Below are 21,944 nucleotides of genomic sequence, written 5' to 3' on the forward strand. Positions count from 1 at the left end.
AGAGGTGCAGCCATGAGCAGCCCTGAGAGCGCACGTGAGCACCCCCGGGACTGGGAGGCGGGGGAAACGGCGCTGGACGCCTCCACGGGCCGCGTAGGTCGCGTCGTGGGTCACGTGGGGCCGCGCTACCAACTCCGCCCGCTGAACGGTGGCCGGGAGTGGGAGGCCGACCCGGAGAGCCTGGAACCCGCCCACCAGTCGGACGCCCTCAGCGCCGCAGTGGTCATCGCCAACACGAGCCAGCGGATAAGGGAGCGGATGTGAGACGGGCCCCCAGCTTCACCCCGGAACAGCGCGCGGTGATCAACGCCGGATTGGTGGAGATCCTCGCGGAGCGGGAGGCCCGGGAGTGGGAGGCGGCGATATGGCATGCGGCTCCCGTCCTCGTTCGGCGCGCTGCGGAACAGCTCATCCACTACAAGGAGGCACAGCCATGACGGCAACCGCGAACGACCTCAAGACCGGCCGCACGCTGGTCAGCTCGGATCTGTTCGACAGCATCGCCGAGTTCACCGTGACCCACTTCGGCTACGACCGCGACAAGGCGGAGCGGGCCACGGATCAGGCACTCGCGTTCCTCGCCACGGTCGGCACGGCCACGGTGAAGATGGTCCCGAGCGACGACGTGGACGGCGCGCTGCACTCGTTCATCCTGCACACCGCCGACTACCGCGAGTTCTCCGAGAAGTACGCGGGCCGGTTCCTGGAGCACAACCCGCGCCCCGGTGGTGGCGGCCGGGTCCTGGAGGAGGTGCAGGCGACCGCGCACGCAATCAAGGCCAACGGCTTCATGGTGCTGGACTCGCTGTGGACCGTGAACGGCGAGAACGCAGCGCAGTGCGACTCTGACTGCGGGCGCGACTACCGGGCCGCCTGACGGCCGGCTGACCCGTACTGGTGATGGTGGGGCCGGTTCTCAACTGCGGGAATCGGCCTCGCCGTTGGAAGGTGAAGGATGATTTTCGATGGTCCGTACAGCCCGCCGGACGGTGCGCTGCAACTCCTCAATCCAGGCCCCGCCGAACTGGTGCTCAACCGGCGCGGGTCGTCCGTATGGAAGGTCAAGACAGAAGCCGGGCCCTACGCGGTAAAGGTCGGCTACCCGAGCCGTACGCACGCGTGGACCGCGCTTGCCCCTGCCCGCGAAGCCGCCGTTCTGCGACAGCTCACCCATGAGCGGATCTTCAGCGGGGAGTGGGAGCATGGGACGTGGGGCGCTCAGCCGTGGCGGCAAGGAGACAGCCTCTATGACCGGTGGGCACCCTGCCGGGACGGGGAAGCTCAGCCGAACCTCGGAGAAGCAATGTCGTGCGCTGTGGCCCTGTCGGGGCTGCACGGGATGGGATGGGTACACGGGGATGTACAGCCCGCGCATTTCCTCCTGGGTGAGGTAGGCGGCGCGTTTCTGATCGATCTTGCGCTGTCCATCGGAGGGCAAATTCCCCGTGCCTATGACTTCCCGTACCGGGGCTGTCTCGTCCACTACGAAGCGCCGGAAATCTCGGCCAGCGTGTTGGAGTCAGGCACGGCTACCCCGACGCAGGAATCCGATGTGTACGCGCTGGGAGCGGCCCTGTTCATCAGCGCGACGGGATGGCGGCACGTGGCCTACCCGGACGACGCCCCCCGGGACGTTCAACGGCAAGCCATCGTGGCGGGCCCTCACCGCCCCGTGAACGTGCCCGGAGTACTGGGCTCGCTCATCCCCCACATGCTCAGCCGTTCACCCGCTGACCGGCCTACGAGTGCCGAGGTCTGCGAGAGGCTGAGCGCGGCCCTGTAGGGCTGAGTCCGCCCCCGTCCGTGCGCTTCCCCATGGCGCGTGGGCGGGGGTTCTTCACGTTCATCCCCGCAGGTCAACGCCCCCGCGCTAAGCTGGGGTTCCCTTGGTTCACGGGCAGGCGATGTCGCTCCAGATCTCGACGCGCATGTTCCTTCTTCTCTCCGGCTCGGGGTACGCAGCACTCGTTTGCGTGTGAACTGTTTGAGCTTCAACCACTCGCGGAATCGTCTCATTCCCCGGACGGCGGCGACACCGTGAGCCAGAGGGTGCGGTGGGAGCCGGTGCGGCCGGTGGCCGGGGCCGGGGCCGGGAGCCAGCCGTGGCGGGCGTAGAAGGCCTGGGCACGCAGGTTGCGCTCGTACACCTCGAGGCGGACCCTGCCGATTCCGGCCCGGCGCCAGGCGTCGAGGCAGGCGGCGTGCAGAGCGGCGCCGGTGCCCCGGCGCCAGTGGACCGGGTCGACGTGGAGCTGGGTCAGGGTGGTCTCGCCGTCCGCGGTCAGGAAGGCGGCGACCCCGGTGACCTCGCCGTCCTGCTCGGCGCAGAACACCCCGCCCTCGGCGGCGGGCCGGGCGACGGCCCGCGACCAGGCCTCTCGGGTCCGCGTGAGCTCCGCGTCGCCGGAGTAGGCCTGCTCCGGGATGTGGCCCTGGTAGTAGGTGGCCCGGGCCCTGGTGTGGAGGGCGGCGATGGCGTCGAGGTCGGCGGGTTGCGCGGTCCTGATCATGGCAGGGGAAACGCGCCGGGCCCCGTGTCGGTTCCCGGCGCGTCGCCGCGGCACGCCCCCCGGCCACGGCTACTTCTTGAGCCATGCCTCCATCATCTTCTGGGCGATGGGGGCGGCCAGCTTGCCGCCGCCGATCTCGGAGCGGTCGGTGTCGGAGTTCTCGATCACCACGGCCACGGCGATCTGCTTGCCGCTCGTCTTTCCGTACGAGGTGAACCAGGCGAGCGGGGCGAGGCTGTTGTTGACGCCTCGCTGGGCGGTACCCGTCTTGCCGCCCACCTCGGCGCCCGACACCTGGGCCGGCTTGCCACCGCCCTCGGTGGCGACCGTCTTCATGGCGTCACGGATCATCGAGGCGGTCTTCGCGCTCATGACCTGCTGGGACTTCGGGTCCTTGAAGCTCTCCAGCACGTTGCCGCCCGCGTCGGTGACCTCGGAGACCATGTGCGGGGCGACGAGCTTGCCGCCGTTCTCGATCGCGGCCGTCACCATCGCCATCTGGAGCGGGGTGGCCTGCACGTCGAACTGGCCGATACCCGTCTGCGCGACCTGGTCGACGGACATCTTCTTCGACGGGTACTTGCTCGGCGGGTTGGTGCGGACCGGGGTGTCGATCTGCGTGTTGAAGCCGAGCTTCTCGGCCATGGCGCGCATCTTGTCCTGGCCGAGCTTGTACGCGAGCTCCGCGAAGACGTTGTTGCAGGACAGCCGCAGCGCGGTGCGCGCCGAGACGTTGTCGCAGGCGGCCGAGCCCGCTTCGCTGGGCAGCTGGGTGCGGGTGCCGGGGATCGTGTACGGGTCGGGGATGCCCGTCGGCTGGTCCAGGTTGCCGACGAGGCCGTTCTCGATCGCCGCCGCCAGGGTGACCAGCTTGAAGGTGGAGCCGGGTGCTTGCGGCTTGCGCAGCGCCACGTTCTCCATGGCCTTGCCCTTGTCTGCGGAGAGCTCCTGCCAGGCCTGCTTGTCATTGGCGCCGGTGATGCGGCCGGGGTCGAAGGAGGGGTTGTTCACCACCGCGAGGATCTCGCCCGTCGCCGGGTCGATGGCCACGGCGGCGCCCTGCTTGCCCTGGAGCGCGTCGTAGGCGGCCTTCTGCACGTCCTTGTCGATGGTGGTCAGGACGTTGCCCGGGGCGGCCCGCTTGTTGGTGAGCGTGTCCATCATCGTCTTCAGCCGGCTGTCGGAGCCGTTGAGGACGTTCTTGTAGATGCCCTCCAACATGCTCGTGCCGTAGGCCTGGGAGCTGTACCCGGTGATCGGCGCGTAGAGGGGGCCGTCGGTGTAGGTCCGCTTGTACCCGAAGTCCTTGCCGCCCGTCTTCGTCGAGCCGGTGATCGCCTCCCCGCCCACGATGATGTTGCCCAGCGGGTTCTCGTACTGCCCGATGAGGTTCCGTCGGTTGTGCTCGTCGTCTGCGAGGGCCTGGCCTTGGTATGCCTGCACCCAGGTGACGCGGACCAGCAGGGCCAGCACCAGGAGCAGACAGAAGACCGACGCACGCCTGATCGTTTTGTTCATCCCCCAGAAGGACGTCCCAGCCGTGCCGGCCGTTCCGCTCTGCCCCGATTGTGGCCGAGTTCTCAGCTTTTCCTCATGATGAAGCCCCCTTCGTACGCCGCGATGACCGCCTGCGTGCGGTCGCGGGAGCCCGTCTTGGCGAGGACCGCCGCGACATACGTCTTGATCGTCTGCGGGCCGACCCCGAGGCGTTCGCTCATCTCGTGGTTGGACAGTCCGGTGGTCATCAGACGCAGCACGTCGGCCTCCCGCTCGGTGAGCCGGGACACCCAGGGCGCCACGCCGGGCGGGGTTCCGGGCGCCTGGGCGGCGGCGAGGGCGCGGACGGCGGCGGGGAAGAGCAGCGAGTCACCGCGGGCCACGAGCCGGACCGCGCCGACCAGCTCGTCGGGGTCGGCGCGCTTGAGGAGGAACCCGGAGGCGCCCGCCCGCAGCGCGTCGTAGACGTAGGCGTCGTTCTCGAAGGTGGTGACGACCACGATCCGGGGCGGCTCCGACATGGTGGCGAGGATCTTCTCGGTGGCCCGGATCCCGTCTATCTCGGGCATCCGCACGTCCATCAGCACCACGTCGGGGGCCAGCGAGCGGACCAGCGGGACGGCCTCGGCCCCGGTGGCCGCCTCGCCGACGACCTCCAGGTCGGGCTCGGCTTCGAGGATGACCCGTAGGGCGGTGCGCACCATCCGCTCGTCGTCGCAGAGCACGATGCGCAGCGGGGGCCGGCTCGGCCCGGTCATCGGGCCTCCTCCCCCAGCGGGAGGACGGCCGTCAGCCGCCAACGGCCCTCGTGCGGGCCCGCCTCGATGCGGCCCCCGAGCAGCGCGGCCCGTTCGGCCGCACCGCTCAGGCCCCGGCCCCCGGTCGTGCGGGGCTCCCGGCCGTCGGGCGCGGCGGGCGGATTGGTCATGGTGATCTCCAGTTCACGATGTGCGCCTTCCTGTCGGGGGCGCCGCCCCTTCTGTACGCGGATCCACAGCTCCACCGGCCCCGCGCCGTGGCGCAGTGCGTTGCTGAGGCCCTCCTGGACGATCCGGTACGCCTCGCGGGAGGCGATCGCCGGGAGCTGCTCCCAGTCCCGGGCGGGCCCGGGGTCCTGGTGGGCGGTGATCGTGGTGCCGGCCGCCCGGGTGCGTGCCAGCAGCCCGTCGAGGTCGGCGGCCAGGGTCGGGGCGGGTGCGGCGTCCGGCCGGGTCGGGTCCCCGTCGCGCAGCAGGCCCAGTACGGCGTCCAGTTCGCCCACCGTCCGCCGGGTGGTGTCCTCGATGGCGGCCAGCGCCTCCCGGACGAAGTCGGGGTCGCGCTCCAGCACCCGCCGGGCGGCGACCGCCTGGAGGGTGACGGCGCTCAGCGCGTGCCCGACCGCGTCGTGCAGCTCCCGGGCCAGCCGGTTGCGCACGGCCAGGTCCGCGGCCCGCTCCTCGGCCGCCGCCAGCCGGTCCGCCGCCGTCGGCCCGAGCAGTACGGGCGCCAGCCGGGCCAGCAGCGCCCCGGCCCCGGCGGCGCACAGGACCACCCCGGCGAGCAGGCCGATCCCGAGCAGCGGCGCGACGTAGGGGTCCGCGTCCGTGACGAACGGGCCGAGCTCGAGCCGGGCGTCCAGCATCCCGTTCACGAGCGGCAGTGAGATCAGCACGATCCCCATCGGCGGCACCGCGAGCGACATCCCGCTGACCAACGCGCCGACCCCCAGGTGCAGGGTCCACCAGGCGGAGGTCCGGCCCCGGGCGGCCCAGGACCTCGCGGGCCCGTCGGCCAGCCGGTCCCCCGGCACCCCGCACATGGTCCGGACGGCCGCCACCGACAGCGGCCGCACCAACCCGAAGACCGCGGTGACCGCGGCGAGCGGCAGGGCGGCGGCGTAGGAGGCGAAGGCCAGCGGGAAGGAGTCGAGGGCGTTGACCCCGCCGGCCGCCATGCCGACCCCCACCACGGCGACGAGGAAGTACGGCATCAGCAGGGCCCCGCCCAGGATCAGGTGCACCCAGCGCAGCCGGGCCCGCGCCCCCAGCAGCCTGCCCAGGCCCTCGCGCATCACCCCTCGCGGCGGGATATGAGGAACCGGGTGAGGACCGCGCCCGCGAGCGTTCCGGTGATCATCTGGCCAGCGTAGGTCAACAGGGCTGCCGCCGGCGGACCTTCCCCACCGTCGAGCTGCGGTCCTCCCGAGACGACCAGCATCCACGTCCCCCAGCTCAGGGCGGCCCCCGCACCGATCCAGGCGAGGCCGAGCGGCCACCGCGCCCGGAGCGCCCCGCCGCGGGCCAGCAGCAGTGCCCCCACTCCGGCGGCGAGCGCGCACGCCCCGTGGATCGCGGTCACCACGGCCGTCTCCGACGAGAGCGCCGCCCGCTCGGCCCCCAGCCCGGCCGTACCCCCGAGGGCCCAGTAGGCGTGCACCGCCGCGACCGCGAGGCCGGCCGCTGCCGCGGCTGCCGCCACCACCCCCGTGGACGACGGCAGCCCGCGGCCGAGCACGCCCTGCCACCGCCGGCCCCAGCGCTCCCGCGCATAGGGCACGAACAGCCCGGCCAGGGCGAGTCCTTGGATCGCGAATCCGGTGTAGACGACGTTGAACACCCAGGGGTCCAGGAAGGGCTCGCGCATCGCCTTCGCGGCGGGCGCCTCCCCGAAACCGAGCAGGAGTATGAGCAGTTGGCCCGGGAACCCGATGACGATCGGGGACAGCAGCCCGGTGGCCACGAACACCGGGACGGTCAGCAGCCAGGCCGGCACCCGTATTCCCCAGGGCCGGGTGAGCACCAGCGCGAGCAGGATCACGCAGGCGTCCATGGCCACCGTGACCGCGTTCGCCGCGATGAGGAACGGCTCCGGGTCCAGCAGCACGCTGCCGTCCGGTATCCCGATCCGACTCCCCGCCAGCCAGGCGGTCTTGAGCACCAGGTACGGCACGGTGGCGGCCAGGGCCGCCGCCCGCAGGATCTGCCTCCCGGCCCCCGGACCAGGGGCCGGCTGCTGCGGCTGCCGCTGCGGTTGCGGCTGCCGCTGCGGTTGCGCGGCGCGCGTCGGGTGAACTGCTCGTGTGGTCATGACCCAACGGTCCCGTGATCGCCGCCCCGCCACCTCCCCCTCCAAGGGGAACCTCCTCCCCCGAGCGGGGGAGGAACCACCCCCTCCACCGCCTCACATGCGGCGCGTCACCACCGACAGCCGGTCCCGCGCCTCGAACAGCGCCGCCTTGATGACCTGCTCGTGCCCCGGCGTCAGCCGGGCCACCGGCACCGAGCAGCTCACCGCGTCCCGGGCCGGGGTCCGGTACGGAATCGCCACCCCGAAGCAGCGCAGCCCGAGGGTGTTCTCCTCCCGGTCCACCGCGTACCCCTGCTCGCGGACCAGCGCCAGCTCCTCGATGAGCCGTTCCCGGTCGGTGACGGTGTGCTCGGTGACGGCCTCCAGCCGCCGCGGCAGCAGTCCTCGTACCTCTTCGTCCGTGTGCGTGGCCAGCAGCGCCTTGCCGAGCGCCGTCGAGTGCACGGGCAGCCGCCGCCCGACCCGGGTGAAGGGCCGCAGGTAGTGCTGGGACTGCCGGGTGGCCAGGTACACCACGCTCGTCCCGTCCATCCGGGCGAGGTGGATGGTCTCCGTCGTGTCGTCGGAGAGCCGGTCCAGGGTGGGTCGGGCGGCGGCGACGACCTCGTCGCCGTCGATGTACGAACTGCCGACGAGCAGGGCCCGTACGCCGATGCCGTACCGCGTGCCCGTGGCGTCCGTCTCCACCCATCCCAGGTTCACCAGGGTGCGCAGCAGCATGTACAGGCTGGACTTGGGCAGGGAGAGGTCGTTCTGGATGTCGGCCAGGCTGTGCAGTCCGGGCCGGGCCGCGAAGTGCTCCAGGAGCAGGACGGTCCGCACCGCCGATTTGACCGCCGCCGTCTGTGCCGGGGGCCCCGCCTCGGTCGTCGTCATGGGCGCGCTTCCCCTCTGGTCGCCTCTGGTCGCGTCCGATCGCCCCTTGTCACGCGCGGGACGCGGAAATAGAGTCCGCAGCAGATGTGATCATTCATCCACCGGAACGGCGTTCAGAATACTGAACGATCCAGGAGGCAGCGGGTCATGACAACGACACCAGTCTGGAGTGTGGACCCCCGCACCGGGAAGCAGCGCGAACAGGTTGCGGTGGAGGCCACATCCCAGGAGGTGGACGAAACCGTACGGGCCGCCCATTCGGCCCGCGGGGCGCTCGCCGACGCCACCGCCCGCGCCGCCTTCCTGCGGGCCGCCGCCGCGCTGCTCGACGAGTCCGTCGCCCACGTCATCGAGGCCGCAGACGCGGAGACCGCGCTCGGCCCCGGCCGGCTCACCGGCGAGCTCGCGCGCACCACCGGCCAGCTGCGCGCCTTCGCCGACGCCGTGGACGAGGGCGCGTACCTCGACATCCGCATCGACCGCGCCGACCCCTCCCTCAGCCCGCCGCGCCCCGAACTGCGCCGCTACAAGGTGCCGCTCGGCGTGGTCGCGGTGTACGCCGCCTCCAACTTCCCGCTGGCCTTCTCCGTCCCGGGCGGGGACACCGCGAGCGCCCTCGCCGCCGGCTGCCCGGTGGTCGTCAAGGCGCACCCCGACCACCCGGCCACCTCCGAGCTGTGCGCCTCGCTGCTGCGCCGGGCGGCGGTCGAATCCGGCCTCCCGGCCGATGTGGTGAGCGTGGTCCACGGGTTCGACGCCGGTCTGGCCCTGATCCGCCACCCGCTGGTGGCGGCCGCCGGGTTCACCGGTTCCATCCGGGGCGGACGGGCCCTGTTCGACGCGGCCGCCGCGCGGCCGGTGCCGATCCCCTTCCATGGCGAACTCGGCTCCCTCAACCCCGTCGTGGTCACCCCGGCGGCGGCCGCCGAGCGCGCCGAGGAGATCGGCGGCGGGCTCGCGGGATCGGTCACCCTCGGGGTCGGTCAGTTCTGCGTGAAGCCCGGCCTGGTGCTGGTCCCCGAGGGCGCGGACGGCGATCGGCTCGCCGGAGCGCTGGGCAAGGCCCTCGGCGAAACCGAGCCGGGGGTGCTGCTCGACCACCGGATGCGGGAGAACTTCATCGCGGGGGTCCACGAGCGGGCCGCGCTGTCCGGAGTCGACTCTCCGGTCACCCCGGGCTCGGGCGGGGAGCACACCGTCGGGGCGGGGTACCTGACCGTGCCGGCGCGGCGCCTGCTGGAGGGCGGGGCGTACGAGGTCCTGCTGGAGGAGTGCTTCGGCCCGGTCACCGTCGTCGCACGGTACGCCGACCCGCGCGAGGCGGGCGCGGTGCTCGGGCTGCTCTCCGGGAACCTGAGCGCCACCCTCCAGCTGTCGGCCGCCGAGACCGAGGGCGCGGCCGGCCCGGCCGCGGAGCTGATCGAGCAGGTCACGGGCCTGGCGGGGCGGATCGTGGTCAACGGCTGGCCGACCGGGGTCGCGGTGGCCCCGGCCCAGCACCACGGCGGTCCGTACCCGGCGGCGACCTCCCACTCCACCTCGGTCGGCGGGGCCGCGATCGAGCGCTGGCTCCGCCCGGTGGCGTACCAGTCGGTCCCGGACGCCCTCCTCCCGGCGGAGCTGCGCGAGGCCAACCCGCTGGGGCTGCCGCGCCGCGTGACGGGCGGCTGAGCCGGGCCCGCCCGGGCCGCCGGTAAACCCGTTGCCCGCCCCGCCCTCGGCGGGGCAGGCTCCGCGGTATGCCCAAGCCGCACGGATTCACGTACGAACGCCACCGGGACGACTCCGTCGTCATCACCCACCGGGGTCGCGCCGCGGCCACCCTGCGCGGGGGCCGGGCCGAGAAGTTCCTGGCGGAGGTGGAGTCCGGCGACGCGCAGCTCGTGATGGCCCGCTGGACCGGCTCGTACAAGTTCGGCAACGAGCGCGTCGCACGGAACCACCCCCGCAACCGGCGCTGAAATCTCGCGCCAGGGTAAGGGAACGGCAAAGCCCCTCCGGTCGTTCTCCGGGCATGACCGCTATGACCCCAGGTTCCAACCTGCCGCTCAACACCGTCCGCGTGACGGTGGACGTGGCCGCGCCGGTACGCCTCGACGTATCGGCCCTGCTCCTCGCGGCGGACGGCAAGGTGCGCTCCGATGCCGACTTCATCTTCTTCAACCAGCCCGCCGGGCCCGGTGTCAGCTACCGCTCCGGCGGCGGTTCGGCACCGGACTCCGTCACGGTGGACACCGGCGCGCTCCCCCCGGGCATCGAGCGGATCGTGGTCACGGCCAGTCCCGACGCCGCCGGTCAGACCTTCCAGGGCATCGAGCCCACCGCCACCGTGCGTGATGCGGTCGGCGGCGCGGTGATCGCCACCTTCACCCCGCCGCAGCTGGGCTCGGAGACCGCGCTCGTCGTCGTCGAGGTCTACCAGCGTGGCGGCGCGTGGAAGGTGCGCGCGGTCGGCCAGGGGTACGCGAACGGCCTCGCCGGCATCGCGACCGACTTCGGGGTCTCGGTGGAAGAGGAGCCGACTCCGGCGGCGGCCGCCCCGCCCGTCGCCCCGCCGGCGCCCCCGGCGCCCCCGGCGCAGCCCGCCTCCTACCCGGCTTCCCCCTGGCTCGGCGGCACGACCCCCACGCCGCCCGCGCCCCCCGCACCGCCCGCGCCGGTCCCCGCGGCCGCCGCGCCCGGCGCCGGGAAGATCAACCTGGACAAGGGCCGGGTCAGCCTCCAGAAGAACCAGACCGTCTCCCTGGTCAAGGGCGGCCGCCCGCTGCTCTCCCAGGTCAAGATGGGCCTCGGCTGGGAGCCCGCCTTCCGCGGCAAGGACATCGACCTCGATGCCTCCGTCATCGCCTACGGCCCGCAGCGCAACCACATCGACAGCTGCTACTTCGGCAAGCTGTCCATCCTGGGCGGCGCCGTCAAGCACTCGGGCGACAACCTCACCGGCGAGGGCGCGGGCGACGACGAGGTGATCGTGGTGGACCTGGGTCGGCTCCCCGCCGACGCCACGGGCCTGGTCTTCACGGTCAACTCCTTCTCCGGCCAGAAGTTCACCGAGGTCGCCAAGGCCTACTGCCGCCTGATCGACGCGGCGAGCGGGGAGGAGCTGGTGCGCTTCGACCTCACCGGCGCCGAGCCGCAGACCGGAGTCATGATGGCGAAATTGATCAAGCAGTTCAGCGGCGAGTGGGAGATGACGGCCATGGGCGAGTTTGTGAAGTCGCGCACAGTGCGCGGCATGGTCAAGCCCGCCGCGCAGGCACTCTGAGCAGGTGGGCGGGCACATGGAGCAACCGAGGACGATTCCGGGTGATCGACCCCACCCTGAATTCGGAGGTGGCTGTCAGTGCCCGCCCGTAGCCTTGAACGCATGAAGCAGTCACTCACCCCCGCGGGGCCCGCCCGCCCGTCCGCCGCCGAGGCGAACGAGGCGATACGGCACCTTGTCGAGACGCGGGTGGACGGCGAGTGGCCCTCGGAGGCGTACGAATTCCTGCTCGCAGAGTGGGCCGAGGCCTCCCGCGCGGAGCTTTCCGCCTCCCAGTAGCCGGATCGGCGTGCGTCAGTGCGCGCGCCGCCACGGCCCGGTCACGGCCAGCATGATGCCCGGGTCCTGGATGTTGACGTACAGCGTGCGCCCGTCCGGGGAGAAGCAGACGCCGGTGAATTCGGAGTACTCCGGCTCCTCGGCCGTCCCGATGTTCAGCTCGTTGCGCGCCAGGGGGTAGGTGCGGCCCGATTCGGTCGCGCCGAACAGGTGCTGCAGGCCCGAGCCGTCCTCCGCGATCACGAGGCCGCCGTACGGGGACACGGTGATGTTGTCGGGGCCGTCGTAGCCGCCGTCCGCGGACGGGTCCGCGTTCACCCCGATCAGCACGGTCAGCCGGATGGTGCGCCGCTTGGGGTCGTAGAACCACACCTGTCCGTCGTGGGCCGTGCCCGGGCTCTCCTCACGGGCGTACGAGGAGACGAAGTACGCGCCGCCGTCGGCCCACCACATGCCCTCCAGCTTGCGGGCGCGCGTCACGCCGCCCTCCGCGAACTGCTTGCGCACCGGCACGGTCCGCGCGTCGCGGTCCGCCACGTCCACCCAGTCGACCCCGTAGACGGTGCCGATCTTCGTGGCGCGCGAGAGGTCGTCGACGAACAGGCCCGAGCTGTCGGTGCACTTGGCCGCCTGGAGCACGCCGGCGTCGGCGGCGAGGGTACGGAGCTTGCCGCGCCCGTGCCGGAAGCCGGCCGGCGGGGTCCAGCGGTAGAACAGCCCGTTGGGACCGGAGGCGTCCTCCGTCAGGTAGGCGTGGCCCGTGCGCGGGTCGATGACGACGGCCTCGTGGTCGTAGCGCCCGAAGGCCTTGACGGGCTGCGGGTCCTGGTTGGCGCGGCGGTCGTGCGGGTCGACCTCGAAGACGTAGCCGTGGTCCTTGGTCATGCCGTTCTTGCCGGCGAGGTCGGCGTTCTCCTCGCAGGTCAGCCAGGTGTTCCAGGGGGTGGAGCCGCCCGCGCAGTTGGTCGACGTACCCGCGATGCCGACCCACTCGGCGACCTCGCCGCCGCGGCGGACCTCGACGACCGTGCAGCCTCCGGCCGCGGCCGGGTCGTAGACGAGGCCCTCGGTGAGCGGGACGGGGTGGGCCCAGTTCGACCGCTTGCCCTTGAGCTCGTGGTTGTTGACGAGGAGGGTGACCCCGCGGTGGCCCGCGAAGGCGGCGGTGCCGTCGTGGTTGGACGGGGTGGTCTCGCCGGACTCCAGCGTGGTGACCCCGCTGTGGGTGATCACGCGGTACTTGAATCCGGCGGGGAGCGCGAGGATGCCGGCCGGGTCGGGGACGAGGGGGCCGTAGCCGGGCTCGCAGGGCCGGCCGTGCTCGTCGCGGGGCGTGTTGTCCTCGGCCGCGAGCGCTCCCGGGGCGGTGGCGAGAGCGCCGACCGTCCCGGTGAGGGCGACTCCGGCACCGGCGATCACGGTGCGGGCGGTGAAGTCTCTACGGCTGAGCGGCATCGGGTCTCCAGGGGTGGGGAGGTGGTGCGCCTGTGTGCGGTCGTCGGCGCACACGCTCCCGCCCACACGTGAACGGCGGCTGAATTACCCACGAAGAGGAGTCGACCCCTTTCCGGTGGGCGGAATGGCCAACTCCGCCCCAGGAACGACTCGTTCCGGTCAGTTCTGACGGGAGCGCGCCTTGAACGCCGCCTTCCGGGCCTCCTTCGCCGCCTTCTTGTCCGGGTGCAGCCGCCCCATCGCCTCCAGGACGTACGCCGTCGCCGGGTGCTCCACCCGCCACACCCGGTCGAAGAACCCCGCGTGATGAGCGGTCAGGGACTCCATCAGCAGCGGCAGCTCCTCCGTCTCCCCGTCGGCGGCGAGCTGAGCCGCGATCGTGTCGACGGTCAGCCAGAACACCATGGCCCCGTCCGGCGCCGGTACGTCGGCCACGCCGCGCTCGGCCAGCCAGACCCGGGCGAGCCCGCCGAGCTCCGGGTCGTCGAGAACCGCGCGGACCGCGGGTTCCGCCTCCGGCCCGGCGGGCGCGAGGGCCTGCTGGCAGCGCAGCCGGCGCAGCGGGGCGCCCTCGTCGTCGCCGCGGGCCGCGGCCAGCAGTTCGGCCACGGCGGTGGGCAGTTCACGACCGGCCAGCCACTGTTCGATCTCGGCCTGCGCGGCGCCCTCCGGGTAGCGGGAGACCCCGTCGAGCAGCGCGTCGGCACCCTTGTCGGTCAAGTCCCCGACGGCGGGTGCCTCGACCCCGGCCTCCAGCATCCGCGCGCGGACGCCGTACCGGCCCAGCGGGGTCAGGCGGACCATCCCGTAGCGGGAGACGTCCTCCTCGTCCCCGCCGTACGCGCCCGCTCCGACGTCCCCCGGCTCCTCGCTCTCCGCCATCAGCGCCTCGTCGACGGGCTGGTACTCCACCAGCCCGATCGGCTCCAGCTGCCGGAACTGGTCGTCGAGCCGCATCATCGCGTCCGAGACCTGCTCCAGCACGGCGTCGGTCGGGTCGCCCATACCGTCGGGCACGACCATCGACGCGGCGAGCACGGGCAGCGGAACCGGCCGGTCCGCCGCCCCACCCTCGGCGACGGTGAGCAGGTAGAGGTTGGCGAGGACCCCGTCGAGGAAGTCCGCCTCTCGACGCGGGTTCCAGTCCAGCTGGTCGAAGTCGATCTCGCCGCCCGCGTCCAGCGCGTCCACGAGGTCGTCCAGGTCGGGTACGGCGGCGTCGGCGAGCACCGTGTCGAGGGCCGCCAGCCACAGGTCGAGTACGTCGCCGGGCGCGCCGCCCGTCACCAGCGCGAGGTCCTCGCCGGGGACGGCGGTGCCGGACTGCGCCTCAGCGCTTTCCCCTTCCGACCCGTCCGCCCCGTCTTCCTCGGGTTCGGTCACGTCGACCAGCCCGGTGTCCACGGCCACCCGCCACGCCTGGCTCGCGTACACGGCGGAGTCCGCGTCGGAGGTGTCGAGGCCGAGCGCCGCGACGGCATCGGGCAGTTGGTCGGCGACGAGTTCACCGCCGACCTCGACACGGGTGTCCGGTCCGGCCCAGCGGGCCAGCCGGACGGCCCGGGCGAACAGCGGCGCGACGAGGGCGTCGCGGGCCAGTTCCGCATCGGCGGGCAGCCGTACCGGCGGCAGCGTGGGGTGCGGCTCTGCGGACATGGGGCGATTCTCCTCGCGAAGCGAACGCTGTGGGGCGGGCCGGAGGCGGCCGGGGCGAAACGAGGGCTGACCCGGGGCGCGTCTTTCGGATCAGGCCGGAAGTCCCAGCGTAGACGCATTTCGGGCGTGCCTGGCGACCCATCACCTTTGGTTCATCCCACAGTCAACCGGTGTATTCCCTGGAGGGCTTGACAACTTTGCTGGTCACACAGGAAATTGACGCGCGTAGACATGTCGGGAACCCCGGGGCCGAAACCCTCACGGAACCCGCTGCCCACCCCCCTTCTGCGTTTTCCCTCATCCCACACCGGAGTTCCCGCCCATGCGCTCCTCGCATCCCCGTTCCGCCGCCGTCGCGGCCCTCGTCGCCACCGCGCTGGCCACCGGCCTGCTCGCGGGTTCCGCCGACGCGGCCGAAGGCGCCGTGTCCGCCGATCCGATACGCATCCACGACATTCAGGGCACCACCCGGATATCCCCGCTCGCCGGCAAGCAGGTCGCCGACGTCGCGGGCATCGTGACGGGCGTCCGCGCCTACGGCTCTCGCGGTTTCTGGATCCAGGACCCGGACGCCGACGACAACGACGCCACCAGCGAGGGCGTGTTCGTCTTCACCAACTCGGTCCCGACCGTCGCCGTGGGCGACGCGGTCACGGTCTCCGGCACGGTCGGCGAGTACATTCCCGGCGGGGTCGCCTCCGGCAACCAGTCGGTGACCCAGATCTCCAAGCCGACCGTCAAGGTGGTCTCTTCGGGCAACGCCCTGCCCGCGGCCGCCGCGATCAACGAGTACACCGTGCCCGCCGAGTACGCCCCGGCCGGCGACCCGGCCGCCGCCGGCAGCATCAACGGCCTGGCCCTGGAGCCCTCGCGCTACGCCCTGGACTTCTACGAGTCCCTCGAGGGCATGAACGTGGCGATCGGCACCTCCCGCGTGGTCGGCGCCACCGACCCGTACTCGGAGCTGTGGGTCACGGTGAAGGGCTGGGAGAACCCCGCCCGGCGCGGTGGCACGATCTACGGCTCCTACGAGTCCCAGAACACCGGCCGCCTCCAGATCCAGCAGCTCGCGCCGATCGCGCAGCAGCCCTTCCCGGTGGCCAACGTCGGCGACAAGCTGACCGGCACCACCGAAGGCCCGCTGGACTTCAACCAGTTCGGCGGCTACACGCTGGTGGCCCGTACCCTCGGCACCGTCAAGGCCGGCGCCATCGCCCCCGAGAAGACCCGGGCGCAGAGCCCCGGTGAGCTCGCGGTGGCGACGTACAACGTCGAGAACCTCGACCCGACCGACCCGCAGGAGAAGTTCGACAACCTCGCCAAGGCGGTCGTCGAGAACCTCGCCTCCCCCGACATCCTCGCCCTGGAGGAGATCCAGGACGACAACGGCGCCAAGAACGACGGCACCGTCTCGGCCGAGCAGACGCTGACCAAGTTCACCGAGGCGATCGTCGCCGCGGGCGGCCCGGCGTACCAGTGGCGCACCGTCAACCCCGAGGACAAGAAGGACGGCGGTGAGCCCGGCGGCAACATCCGCCAGGTGTTCCTCTTCAACCCCGCCCGGGTCTCCTTCACCGACCGCGCCGCCGGCGACGCGACGACCGCGAACGGCGTGGTGCGGGAGAACGGCCACGCGGCCCTCACCCACTCCCCCGGCCGGATCGACCCGGCGAACCCGGCGTGGGCCGACAGCCGCAAGCCGCTGGCCGGCGAGTTCGTCTTCCGCGGCCGGACCGTCTTCGTGATCGCCAACCACTTCGGCTCCAAGGGCGGCGACGAGGGCCTGACCTCGCACCACCAGCCGCCGGTGCGCAAGTCCGAGGAGAAGCGACTGCTCCAGGCGCAGGCCGTGAACGGCTTCGTGAAGGAGGTCCTGGCGGCCGAGAAGAACGCGAACGTCGTCGTCCTCGGTGACATCAACGACTTCGAGTTCTCCGCGACCACGGAGGCGCTCGCGGACGGCGGGGTGCTGTACCCGGCGATCAAGTCGCTGCCGAAGTCGGAGCGGTACTCGTACGTCTTCCAGGGCAACGCGCAGGTGCTGGACCAGATCCTGACCAGCCCGTCGATCAAGAACTTCTCGTACGACAGCGTGCACATCAACGCGGAGTTCGCGGCCCAGAACAGCGACCACGACCCGCAGGTGCTGCGCTTCCGCCCGTAGCCCCACGGACCGCGGGGGGTCCGGCCGCCGTCCCGGCCGGACCCCCTGCCACAATCCGGGCATGATCTTCCGTGAGGCCACCCGCCGGGACCTGCCCGCCGTACTCGCCCTGCTCGCCGACGAGGACCGGGTCGTGGACCCGGCTTCGGTCGTGGTCGACGAGGCGAGCGCGCGGGCCTTCGCGGCCATCGGTTCGGACGCCCGCAACGAGATGCTGGTCCTGACAGACGGAGCGGACGGAGCGGACGAGGTCGTGCTCGGCTGCCTCCAGCTGACGTACATCCCGGGCCTGGGCCAGAACGGCCGGGAGCGGGCGCTGGTGGAAGCGGTACGGGTCCGCGCGGACCGCCGCGGCGGAGGGCTCGGCGCGGAACTCATGCGGCTGGCGGTGGAGCGGGCCCGCGAGCGCGGCTGCGGCCTGGTCCAGCTGCCCAGCAACAAGCGGCGCACGGCGGCGCACCGGTTCTACGAGCGACTGGGCTTCGCCCGGAGCCACGAGGGCTTCAAGCTGCCGCTGGCGGACTGACGCGGGCCAAAGTAGGGACTTTCGGCCCTGGCGTGACGCTCGACACATTCCCTGGGGAAATCGCCCGGTTGTGGTGTTGAGTGTCCCCACGCCCGATCTTGCACCCTCGCTTTGGAGGACCGTGTGTTCCCCTCCATCTCCCTCGCCCAGGAAATCGGCATCGCCGTCCTGCTCGTGGCCGCGCTCGTCTGGCTCGTCGGCCTCGGCCACATGCTGTGGGACAGCCGCTTCCACCAGCCCGAGCCAGGCGCCTTCGAGGGCATGGCCGTGATCCCGGCCCAGCGCGGCGTCGCCTCGCACCCGATGGAGGCGGTGGAGCTGACCGAGGCCGAGCAGGAGGCCTTCGCCGGCCTGATCCGCAGGCTCCCCCTGAGCTGACCCGCCTCACGAGCACGGGAACGCCCTCCCACCCCCGGTCGGGGTGGGAGGGCGTTCTGCCATCGGCCCGAGCGGGGCGCGGTGACCGGCGGCCCGACCGCCCCATGGCCACGAAGTGCCCCGGTGGCGGCGGCCTGGGATAGTGGAGAAGAGACCCGTATTCGAACGGGAGCCATCCGCTGCCGACCCGGCTCCGGCCGAGGCGATCAGCAAGGCAGCTCTGATGGCAGCGCTCATCCGCGCACCGATTCTCCACACCGTTCCGCACGACATCGCGCGGCTGATCACGGCCACAGCAGGATCGACACGGCCGACCACCAGCGGCGCACGAGCCGCCTCGCCCACGACAGGCGGACGCGTACCGGCCGGACGAGGTCACCGAGGAGAGACCGTCAGGGCCGGTCAAGACCATCACCGATCCTGAGAGGGGTGACCATGTCGCTCACCCGTTCCCGCCGCATTCGCAACCGTACTCGGGGAGCAGCGGTCGGCGCCGCCTGCGCCTTGCTCGCCATCGTCGGCGTCACGAGTACCAGCGCCGCGCCCCTGTCCCCGACCGCCGGCACGTCGGCCGTGACGGTCGACAGCGCAGAAGTCCGCATCAAGGACTTCAAGTTCAACCCTGCGGACGTCAAGGTAAGCGCCGGCGCGAAAGTCACCGTGATCAACGAGGACTCGGCTCCGCACACCCTGACCGCCTCCGACGGCTACGCCTTCGACACCGGCACGATCGAACCGGGCAAGTCCGGCACCTTCACCGCACCGTCCAAGCCCGGCAGCTACGCCTTCATCTGCTCCATCCACCCCGAGATGAAGGGGACGCTCGTCGTCAGCTGACGCCGTACGTCGTCACACGACCGGACAAGCCGACGGCCCCTGACCATCGATCCTAGTCAGGGGCCGTAACTCAACCGCAGGTCAGTGCGGTTGGCCGTCAGTTGTGGCTGTGCAGGACCTCGTTCAGGCCGCCCCAGTTCGCCTTGTACGGGCGGGCCTCGACGGCGCCGGTGACCGAGTTGCGGCGGAAGAGGATGTTGTCGGCGCCGGAGAGCTCCAGGGCCTTGACGATCTGGCCGTCCGGCAGGGTGACCCGGGTGCCGGCGGTGACGTACAGGCCGGCCTCCACGACACACTCGTTGCCCAGCGCGATGCCGATGCCCGCCTCGGCGCCGATCAGGGTGCGCTCGCCGATCGAGATGATCTGCTTGCCGCCGCCCGAGAGGGTGCCCATGGTGGAGGCGCCGCCGCCGATGTCGGAGCCGTCGCCGACCACGACGCCCGCTGAGATGCGGCCCTCGACCATCGAGGTGCCGAGGGTGCCGGCGTTGAAGTTGACGAAGCCCTCGTGCATGACGGTGGTGCCCTCGGCGAGGTGCGCGCCCAGGCGGACCCGGTCCGCGTCGGCGATGCGCACGCCCTTGGGGGCGACGTAGTCCGTCATCCGCGGGAACTTGTCGATCGAGGTGACCTGGAGGTGCAGGCCCTCGGCGCGGGCGTTCAGGCGCACGGTCTCGACCTGGTCGACGGCGACCGGGCCCAGCGAGGTCCAGGCGACGTTGGTCAGCAGGCCGAAGACGCCGTCGAGGTTCTGGCCGTGCGGCTTGACCAGGCGGTGGCTGAGCAGGTGCAGGCGCAGGTACGCGTCGTGCGCGTCCAGCGGCTTGTCCTCCAGGGAGGCGATGACCGTGCGGACGGCTACGACCTCGACGCCGCGGACCGCGTCCTGGCGGATCGCCTTGGCCGCGGCGGCGCCGAGGAGCTCCACGGCCTGCTCGGCGGTGAGGCGCTCGGTGCCGGCCGGGCCGGGCTCGGCGACCAGCTCGGGGGCGGGGAACCAGGTGTCGAGGACGGTGCCGTCGGCGGTGATGGTGGCAAGTCCGGCGGCGACGGCGCCGGTGGTACGCGTAGCAGTCATATCCGAAACCTAACCGGCGACGGCCTTCGGTTGCGAACCGGTCTCATGTGCCGGGCGCACGGGTCGCCGCACCCCCCGCGCACCCGTGACCAGCACGATCCCCCCGGCGGCCACGCCGAGCGCCGCGCACAGCGGCCACAGCAGCTCCGGCGCGGTGTCGTACAAGGCTCCGCCGAGGGGCGCGGCAAGGACGAAGCCGCTGATGGAGACACCCGCGTACAGGCTCTGGAACCGGCCGATGGCGTGCTCGGGCGACTCGTCCGCGACGTACGCCATGGCGGTGGTCTTGTAGAGGATCTCACCGAGGGTGAGCAGCAGCATCATCGCGACGGCCGTCGCGGTACCGACCCCGAGCATCAGCATCGCGTAGCCGCCGCCCACCAGCACCAGCCCGCTGCCGATGACGTGCAGCGGGGAGCGCCGGCGCAGGGCGAGGGCGGCGGGGATCTCCAGGAGCAGGATGACCCCGCAGTTGACGGCGATGAGCCAGCCGTACGCGCGGGTGTCCAGACCGTGGTCGGCGAGGTAGACGGGGAAGGTCGTGAGGTGCTGGCGGTAGACGACGTCGATGACGACGATCGCACCGAGCAGGACCAGTACGGCCGGACGCGCACGCAGCTCCCGCCACAGCCCTCCGCGGCCCAGACCCCCGTCCGGGGCCGCGGAAGGCGTGGTGGCGGCCCTGGCCGGGACGACCCGGGCGGTCCAAAGGGCGAAGAAGAGGGTGCCGAGGCCGTCCGCGACGAAGAGCCAGTCGTAGGAGAGTCCGGTCGCGATGAGGGCACCGAGCGGTCCGCCCACCGCGAAGCCGCCGTTGGACAGGCAGCGGGTGATGGCGAAGGCCTGGCGGCGGGAACCTTCGGGCACGGTGACGGCGACCAGCGCGGAGTTGGCGGCGCGGATCACCCCGGAGGCGTACTGGGCGAGCGGCAGGAGCAGGGCCAGCAGGGCGGTGGGGGCCGCCGGCAGGGCGACGAGGGCGGATCCGCCGAGGGCCGAGGCGGTGAGCAGCACCCGGCGGTGGCCGAAGCGGTCGCCGTACCAGCCGCCGGTGAAGTTGCCGGCGACCAGGCCGACGCCGCCGATGCCGACGATCAGGCCCGCCTGGGTGGCGCCGAGGCCGCGCGGGCCGGTCAGGTAGAGGAAGACGAAGACGACGGTGAAGCCGGCGACGGTGTTGACGAAGATCCCAGCAGCCAGCAGCCACACGACCCTCGGTACGTCCTTGAACCCCTGCAGCACAGCCGTGTCCCCCGCGTTCCGTCAGTTGGTCGGCTAGTTAGTTCCTTTTGGGAACGGACTATGCCAGCATGACAGCCTGGGGTCAACGGACAAAGGAGTGCCCATGGCCCAGCGCACGCATCTCGGCGACGCGGACTGCTCCATCGCCCAGGCGCTCGACGTCGTGGGCGACTGGTGGACGCTGCTGATCGTGCGCGACACCGCGCGCGGCCTGCACCGCTTCGACGAGCTCCAGCGCGAGCTGGGGATGTCCCGCAAGGTCCTCGCCGAGCGGCTGAAGCTGCTCGTCGAAGCCGGGGTGCTGACGCGCGAGCCGTACCAGGAACGCCCGGTGCGGCACGAATACCGGCTGACCCCGCGCGGGCGGGGGCTGCTGCCGGTCCTGGTCGCCCTCCAGGACTGGGGAGACACCTGGGTCCTGGGAGAGGGAGAGATGACGGCGACGACGGCGGAGGCCTCGAAGGAGGCGGGCCGGGTGCACGCGCTGCGCGGCACGAAGGTGCCGGAGCTGCTGCTGCCGGACCGTTTCGGCGAGCTGCGCGACCCGGTGGCGGACACCCCGTTCACGGTCCTGTACTGCTTCCCCGGCGCGTACGCGCGCGCCGAGTCCTACCCGCCCGGCTGGGCCGGGATCCCGGGCGCGAAGGGCTGCACCTTCGAGTCGTGCACGTACCGCGACCAGCTCGCGGAGTTCACGGCGGCCGGCGCCACCGTGCACGGGGTCTCCACCCAACGGCCGGACGAGCAGCGCGAGTTCGCGGAGCAGGAGCGGCTGCGGTTCCCGCTCCTCTCGGACGCCGAGCTCGGCCTGACGGCGGCGCTGCGGTTGCCGACGTTCCGCGCGGCGGGGGTGAGCCGGATCAAGCGGCTGACGTTGGTCGTGGACCGGGAGCGGGTGGTCCGCGAGGTGATCTACCCGATCCGGGACATCGAGGCGAGCGTGGCCGCGGCCCTTGCCGCCGTGCGCGCCGCGTAGCCGGGGCCGCCAGTGCCGCCAGGGCCGCCGGGGCCGCCGGGGCCGCTGCGCGGAGCCTGCCCCCACCCCGCCCCTTCCCGAAACCGGGCTCTGCCCGGACCCGCGCCTCAAACGCCGGCGGGGCTGATCTTTCAGC

The 21,944-nt window shown here is 72.1% G+C and carries 23 protein-coding genes; 13 read left to right on the plus strand and 10 right to left on the minus strand.

Annotated features, from left to right (window positions below; genetic code table 11):
* The first annotated feature begins 12 nt into the window (after positions 1 to 12).
* The 4 genes from ACFV9H_RS18355 to ACFV9H_RS18370 all read left to right on the plus strand — a co-directional run bounded on the left by ACFV9H_RS18355 (position 13) and on the right by ACFV9H_RS18370 (position 1,783).
* Complete coding sequence (locus tag ACFV9H_RS18355; protein WP_385399097.1) at positions 13 to 264, plus strand: hypothetical protein; 252 nt, start codon at positions 13 to 15, stop codon at positions 262 to 264.
* The gene (locus ACFV9H_RS18360; RefSeq protein WP_385399099.1) at positions 261 to 437 is read left to right on the plus strand and encodes a hypothetical protein; all 177 of its coding nucleotides are present in this window, start codon (positions 261 to 263) and stop codon (positions 435 to 437) included. The genes ACFV9H_RS18355 and ACFV9H_RS18360 overlap by 4 nt, the downstream gene beginning before the upstream one ends.
* The gene (locus ACFV9H_RS18365) at positions 434 to 877 is read left to right on the plus strand and encodes a hypothetical protein (protein ID WP_385399100.1); all 444 of its coding nucleotides are present in this window, start codon (positions 434 to 436) and stop codon (positions 875 to 877) included. The genes ACFV9H_RS18360 and ACFV9H_RS18365 overlap by 4 nt, the downstream gene beginning before the upstream one ends.
* Positions 878 to 955: 78 nt before the next feature.
* Entirely contained in the window at positions 956 to 1,783 is an 828-nt protein-coding gene (locus ACFV9H_RS18370) for a protein kinase (protein ID WP_385399102.1), read from the plus strand.
* 229 nt (positions 1,784 to 2,012) lie between these two features.
* Here the strand turns inward: ACFV9H_RS18370 and ACFV9H_RS18375 are convergent, their stop codons facing one another.
* The 6 genes from ACFV9H_RS18375 to ACFV9H_RS18400 form a co-directional block, all read right to left on the minus strand.
* Positions 2,013 to 2,510 (minus strand): GNAT family N-acetyltransferase, encoded by a 498-nt coding sequence (locus ACFV9H_RS18375; protein ID WP_385399104.1) that lies wholly within the window; start codon positions 2,508 to 2,510, stop codon positions 2,013 to 2,015.
* A gap of 69 nt (positions 2,511 to 2,579) precedes the next feature.
* Entirely contained in the window at positions 2,580 to 4,028 is a 1,449-nt protein-coding gene (locus tag ACFV9H_RS18380; protein WP_385399106.1) for a peptidoglycan D,D-transpeptidase FtsI family protein, read from the minus strand.
* Between the two features lie 62 nt (positions 4,029 to 4,090).
* Positions 4,091 to 4,765, minus strand: a complete 675-nt coding sequence (locus ACFV9H_RS18385; protein ID WP_385399108.1) for a response regulator — start codon at positions 4,763 to 4,765, stop codon at positions 4,091 to 4,093.
* Positions 4,762 to 6,060: a sensor histidine kinase gene (locus ACFV9H_RS18390; RefSeq protein ID WP_385399110.1), complete on the minus strand. Its 1,299-nt coding sequence runs from the start codon at positions 6,058 to 6,060 to the stop codon at positions 4,762 to 4,764. Before ACFV9H_RS18390 ends, ACFV9H_RS18385 begins: the two co-directional genes overlap by 4 nt.
* Entirely contained in the window at positions 6,060 to 7,076 is a 1,017-nt protein-coding gene (locus tag ACFV9H_RS18395) for a hypothetical protein (protein ID WP_385399113.1), read from the minus strand. Before ACFV9H_RS18395 ends, ACFV9H_RS18390 begins: the two co-directional genes overlap by 1 nt.
* Positions 7,077 to 7,169: 93 nt before the next feature.
* Positions 7,170 to 7,952 carry an IclR family transcriptional regulator gene (locus ACFV9H_RS18400; RefSeq protein WP_385399115.1) on the minus strand — a complete coding sequence of 261 codons (783 nt, stop codon included), beginning with the start codon at positions 7,950 to 7,952 and terminating at the stop codon, positions 7,170 to 7,172.
* A 147-nt stretch (positions 7,953 to 8,099) separates the two neighbouring features.
* On the opposite strand from ACFV9H_RS18400, the gene ACFV9H_RS18405 reads away from it, so the two are divergent.
* From ACFV9H_RS18405 to ACFV9H_RS18420, 4 genes are all read left to right on the plus strand, one after another.
* Positions 8,100 to 9,623, plus strand: a complete 1,524-nt coding sequence (locus ACFV9H_RS18405; protein ID WP_385399117.1) for an aldehyde dehydrogenase (NADP(+)) — start codon at positions 8,100 to 8,102, stop codon at positions 9,621 to 9,623.
* 68 nt (positions 9,624 to 9,691) lie between these two features.
* Positions 9,692 to 9,913: a hypothetical protein gene (locus ACFV9H_RS18410; protein WP_385399119.1), complete on the plus strand. Its 222-nt coding sequence runs from the start codon at positions 9,692 to 9,694 to the stop codon at positions 9,911 to 9,913.
* 62 nt (positions 9,914 to 9,975) lie between these two features.
* Positions 9,976 to 11,217, plus strand: a complete 1,242-nt coding sequence (locus tag ACFV9H_RS18415; protein WP_385399121.1) for a TerD family protein — start codon at positions 9,976 to 9,978, stop codon at positions 11,215 to 11,217.
* Between the two features lie 102 nt (positions 11,218 to 11,319).
* Positions 11,320 to 11,496, plus strand: coding sequence for a hypothetical protein (locus tag ACFV9H_RS18420; protein ID WP_385399124.1), 177 nt, complete (start codon positions 11,320 to 11,322; stop codon positions 11,494 to 11,496).
* Positions 11,497 to 11,511: 15 nt separating this feature from the next.
* Here ACFV9H_RS18420 and ACFV9H_RS18425 read toward each other — a convergent pair whose 3' ends face one another.
* A complete protein-coding gene (locus tag ACFV9H_RS18425; RefSeq protein ID WP_385399126.1) occupies positions 11,512 to 12,951 on the minus strand; it encodes an alkaline phosphatase PhoX in 1,440 nt (479 codons plus the stop codon).
* Between the two features lie 159 nt (positions 12,952 to 13,110).
* Complete coding sequence (locus tag ACFV9H_RS18430) at positions 13,111 to 14,607, minus strand: hypothetical protein (RefSeq protein ID WP_385399128.1); 1,497 nt, start codon at positions 14,605 to 14,607, stop codon at positions 13,111 to 13,113.
* Positions 14,608 to 14,929: 322 nt separating this feature from the next.
* Between ACFV9H_RS18430 and ACFV9H_RS18435 the strand changes: the two genes are divergently transcribed.
* The 4 genes from ACFV9H_RS18435 (at position 14,930) to ACFV9H_RS18450 (ending at position 18,512) form a co-directional block, all read left to right on the plus strand.
* Complete coding sequence (locus ACFV9H_RS18435; protein ID WP_385399131.1) at positions 14,930 to 16,771, plus strand: endonuclease/exonuclease/phosphatase family protein; 1,842 nt, start codon at positions 14,930 to 14,932, stop codon at positions 16,769 to 16,771.
* Between the two features lie 61 nt (positions 16,772 to 16,832).
* Positions 16,833 to 17,297: a GNAT family N-acetyltransferase gene (locus ACFV9H_RS18440; RefSeq protein WP_385399133.1), complete on the plus strand. Its 465-nt coding sequence runs from the start codon at positions 16,833 to 16,835 to the stop codon at positions 17,295 to 17,297.
* 123 nt (positions 17,298 to 17,420) lie between these two features.
* Entirely contained in the window at positions 17,421 to 17,675 is a 255-nt protein-coding gene (locus ACFV9H_RS18445) for a hypothetical protein (RefSeq protein WP_385399136.1), read from the plus strand.
* A 435-nt stretch (positions 17,676 to 18,110) separates the two neighbouring features.
* Complete coding sequence (locus ACFV9H_RS18450) at positions 18,111 to 18,512, plus strand: cupredoxin domain-containing protein (RefSeq protein WP_385399138.1); 402 nt, start codon at positions 18,111 to 18,113, stop codon at positions 18,510 to 18,512.
* A 97-nt stretch (positions 18,513 to 18,609) separates the two neighbouring features.
* Here the strand turns inward: ACFV9H_RS18450 and dapD are convergent, their stop codons facing one another.
* Together dapD and ACFV9H_RS18460 are read right to left on the minus strand one after the other, a co-directional pair.
* Positions 18,610 to 19,590 (minus strand): 2,3,4,5-tetrahydropyridine-2,6-dicarboxylate N-succinyltransferase, encoded by a 981-nt coding sequence (dapD, locus tag ACFV9H_RS18455; RefSeq protein ID WP_365173561.1) that lies wholly within the window; start codon positions 19,588 to 19,590, stop codon positions 18,610 to 18,612.
* Between the two features lie 9 nt (positions 19,591 to 19,599).
* Positions 19,600 to 20,829: an MFS transporter gene (locus ACFV9H_RS18460; protein ID WP_385399146.1), complete on the minus strand. Its 1,230-nt coding sequence runs from the start codon at positions 20,827 to 20,829 to the stop codon at positions 19,600 to 19,602.
* 106 nt (positions 20,830 to 20,935) lie between these two features.
* On the opposite strand from ACFV9H_RS18460, the gene ACFV9H_RS18465 reads away from it, so the two are divergent.
* Entirely contained in the window at positions 20,936 to 21,808 is an 873-nt protein-coding gene (locus ACFV9H_RS18465; protein WP_385399141.1) for a winged helix-turn-helix transcriptional regulator, read from the plus strand.
* The last annotated feature ends 136 nt before the right edge of the window (positions 21,809 to 21,944 follow it).

This window comes from Streptomyces sp. NPDC059874, assembly GCF_042731135.1.
Classification (GTDB): domain Bacteria; phylum Actinomycetota; class Actinomycetes; order Streptomycetales; family Streptomycetaceae; genus Streptomyces.

Excerpts from the sequence above, each read along its gene's own strand:
- ACFV9H_RS18430 (WP_385399128.1), bottom strand. The coding sequence starts at position 14,607 with ATGTCCGCAGAGCCGCACCCCACGCTGCCGCCGGTACGGCTGCCCGCC.
- dapD (WP_365173561.1), bottom strand. The coding sequence starts at position 19,590 with ATGACTGCTACGCGTACCACCGGCGCCGTCGCCGCCGGACTTGCCACC.
- ACFV9H_RS18465 (WP_385399141.1), top strand. The coding sequence starts at position 20,936 with ATGGCCCAGCGCACGCATCTCGGCGACGCGGACTGCTCCATCGCCCAG.
- ACFV9H_RS18355 (WP_385399097.1), top strand. The coding sequence starts at position 13 with ATGAGCAGCCCTGAGAGCGCACGTGAGCACCCCCGGGACTGGGAGGCG.
- ACFV9H_RS18385 (WP_385399108.1), bottom strand. The coding sequence starts at position 4,765 with ATGACCGGGCCGAGCCGGCCCCCGCTGCGCATCGTGCTCTGCGACGAC.
- ACFV9H_RS18375 (WP_385399104.1), bottom strand. The coding sequence starts at position 2,510 with ATGATCAGGACCGCGCAACCCGCCGACCTCGACGCCATCGCCGCCCTC.
- ACFV9H_RS18395 (WP_385399113.1), bottom strand. The coding sequence starts at position 7,076 with ATGACCACACGAGCAGTTCACCCGACGCGCGCCGCGCAACCGCAGCGG.
- ACFV9H_RS18420 (WP_385399124.1), top strand. The coding sequence starts at position 11,320 with ATGAAGCAGTCACTCACCCCCGCGGGGCCCGCCCGCCCGTCCGCCGCC.
- ACFV9H_RS18400 (WP_385399115.1), bottom strand. The coding sequence starts at position 7,952 with ATGACGACGACCGAGGCGGGGCCCCCGGCACAGACGGCGGCGGTCAAA.
- ACFV9H_RS18370 (WP_385399102.1), top strand. The coding sequence starts at position 956 with ATGATTTTCGATGGTCCGTACAGCCCGCCGGACGGTGCGCTGCAACTC.
- ACFV9H_RS18425 (WP_385399126.1), bottom strand. The coding sequence starts at position 12,951 with ATGCCGCTCAGCCGTAGAGACTTCACCGCCCGCACCGTGATCGCCGGT.
- ACFV9H_RS18415 (WP_385399121.1), top strand. The coding sequence starts at position 9,976 with ATGACCCCAGGTTCCAACCTGCCGCTCAACACCGTCCGCGTGACGGTG.
- ACFV9H_RS18450 (WP_385399138.1), top strand. The coding sequence starts at position 18,111 with ATGTCGCTCACCCGTTCCCGCCGCATTCGCAACCGTACTCGGGGAGCA.
- ACFV9H_RS18410 (WP_385399119.1), top strand. The coding sequence starts at position 9,692 with ATGCCCAAGCCGCACGGATTCACGTACGAACGCCACCGGGACGACTCC.
- ACFV9H_RS18365 (WP_385399100.1), top strand. The coding sequence starts at position 434 with ATGACGGCAACCGCGAACGACCTCAAGACCGGCCGCACGCTGGTCAGC.
- ACFV9H_RS18405 (WP_385399117.1), top strand. The coding sequence starts at position 8,100 with ATGACAACGACACCAGTCTGGAGTGTGGACCCCCGCACCGGGAAGCAG.
- ACFV9H_RS18390 (WP_385399110.1), bottom strand. The coding sequence starts at position 6,060 with ATGCGCGAGGGCCTGGGCAGGCTGCTGGGGGCGCGGGCCCGGCTGCGC.
- ACFV9H_RS18435 (WP_385399131.1), top strand. The coding sequence starts at position 14,930 with ATGCGCTCCTCGCATCCCCGTTCCGCCGCCGTCGCGGCCCTCGTCGCC.
- ACFV9H_RS18380 (WP_385399106.1), bottom strand. The coding sequence starts at position 4,028 with ATGAACAAAACGATCAGGCGTGCGTCGGTCTTCTGTCTGCTCCTGGTG.
- ACFV9H_RS18440 (WP_385399133.1), top strand. The coding sequence starts at position 16,833 with ATGATCTTCCGTGAGGCCACCCGCCGGGACCTGCCCGCCGTACTCGCC.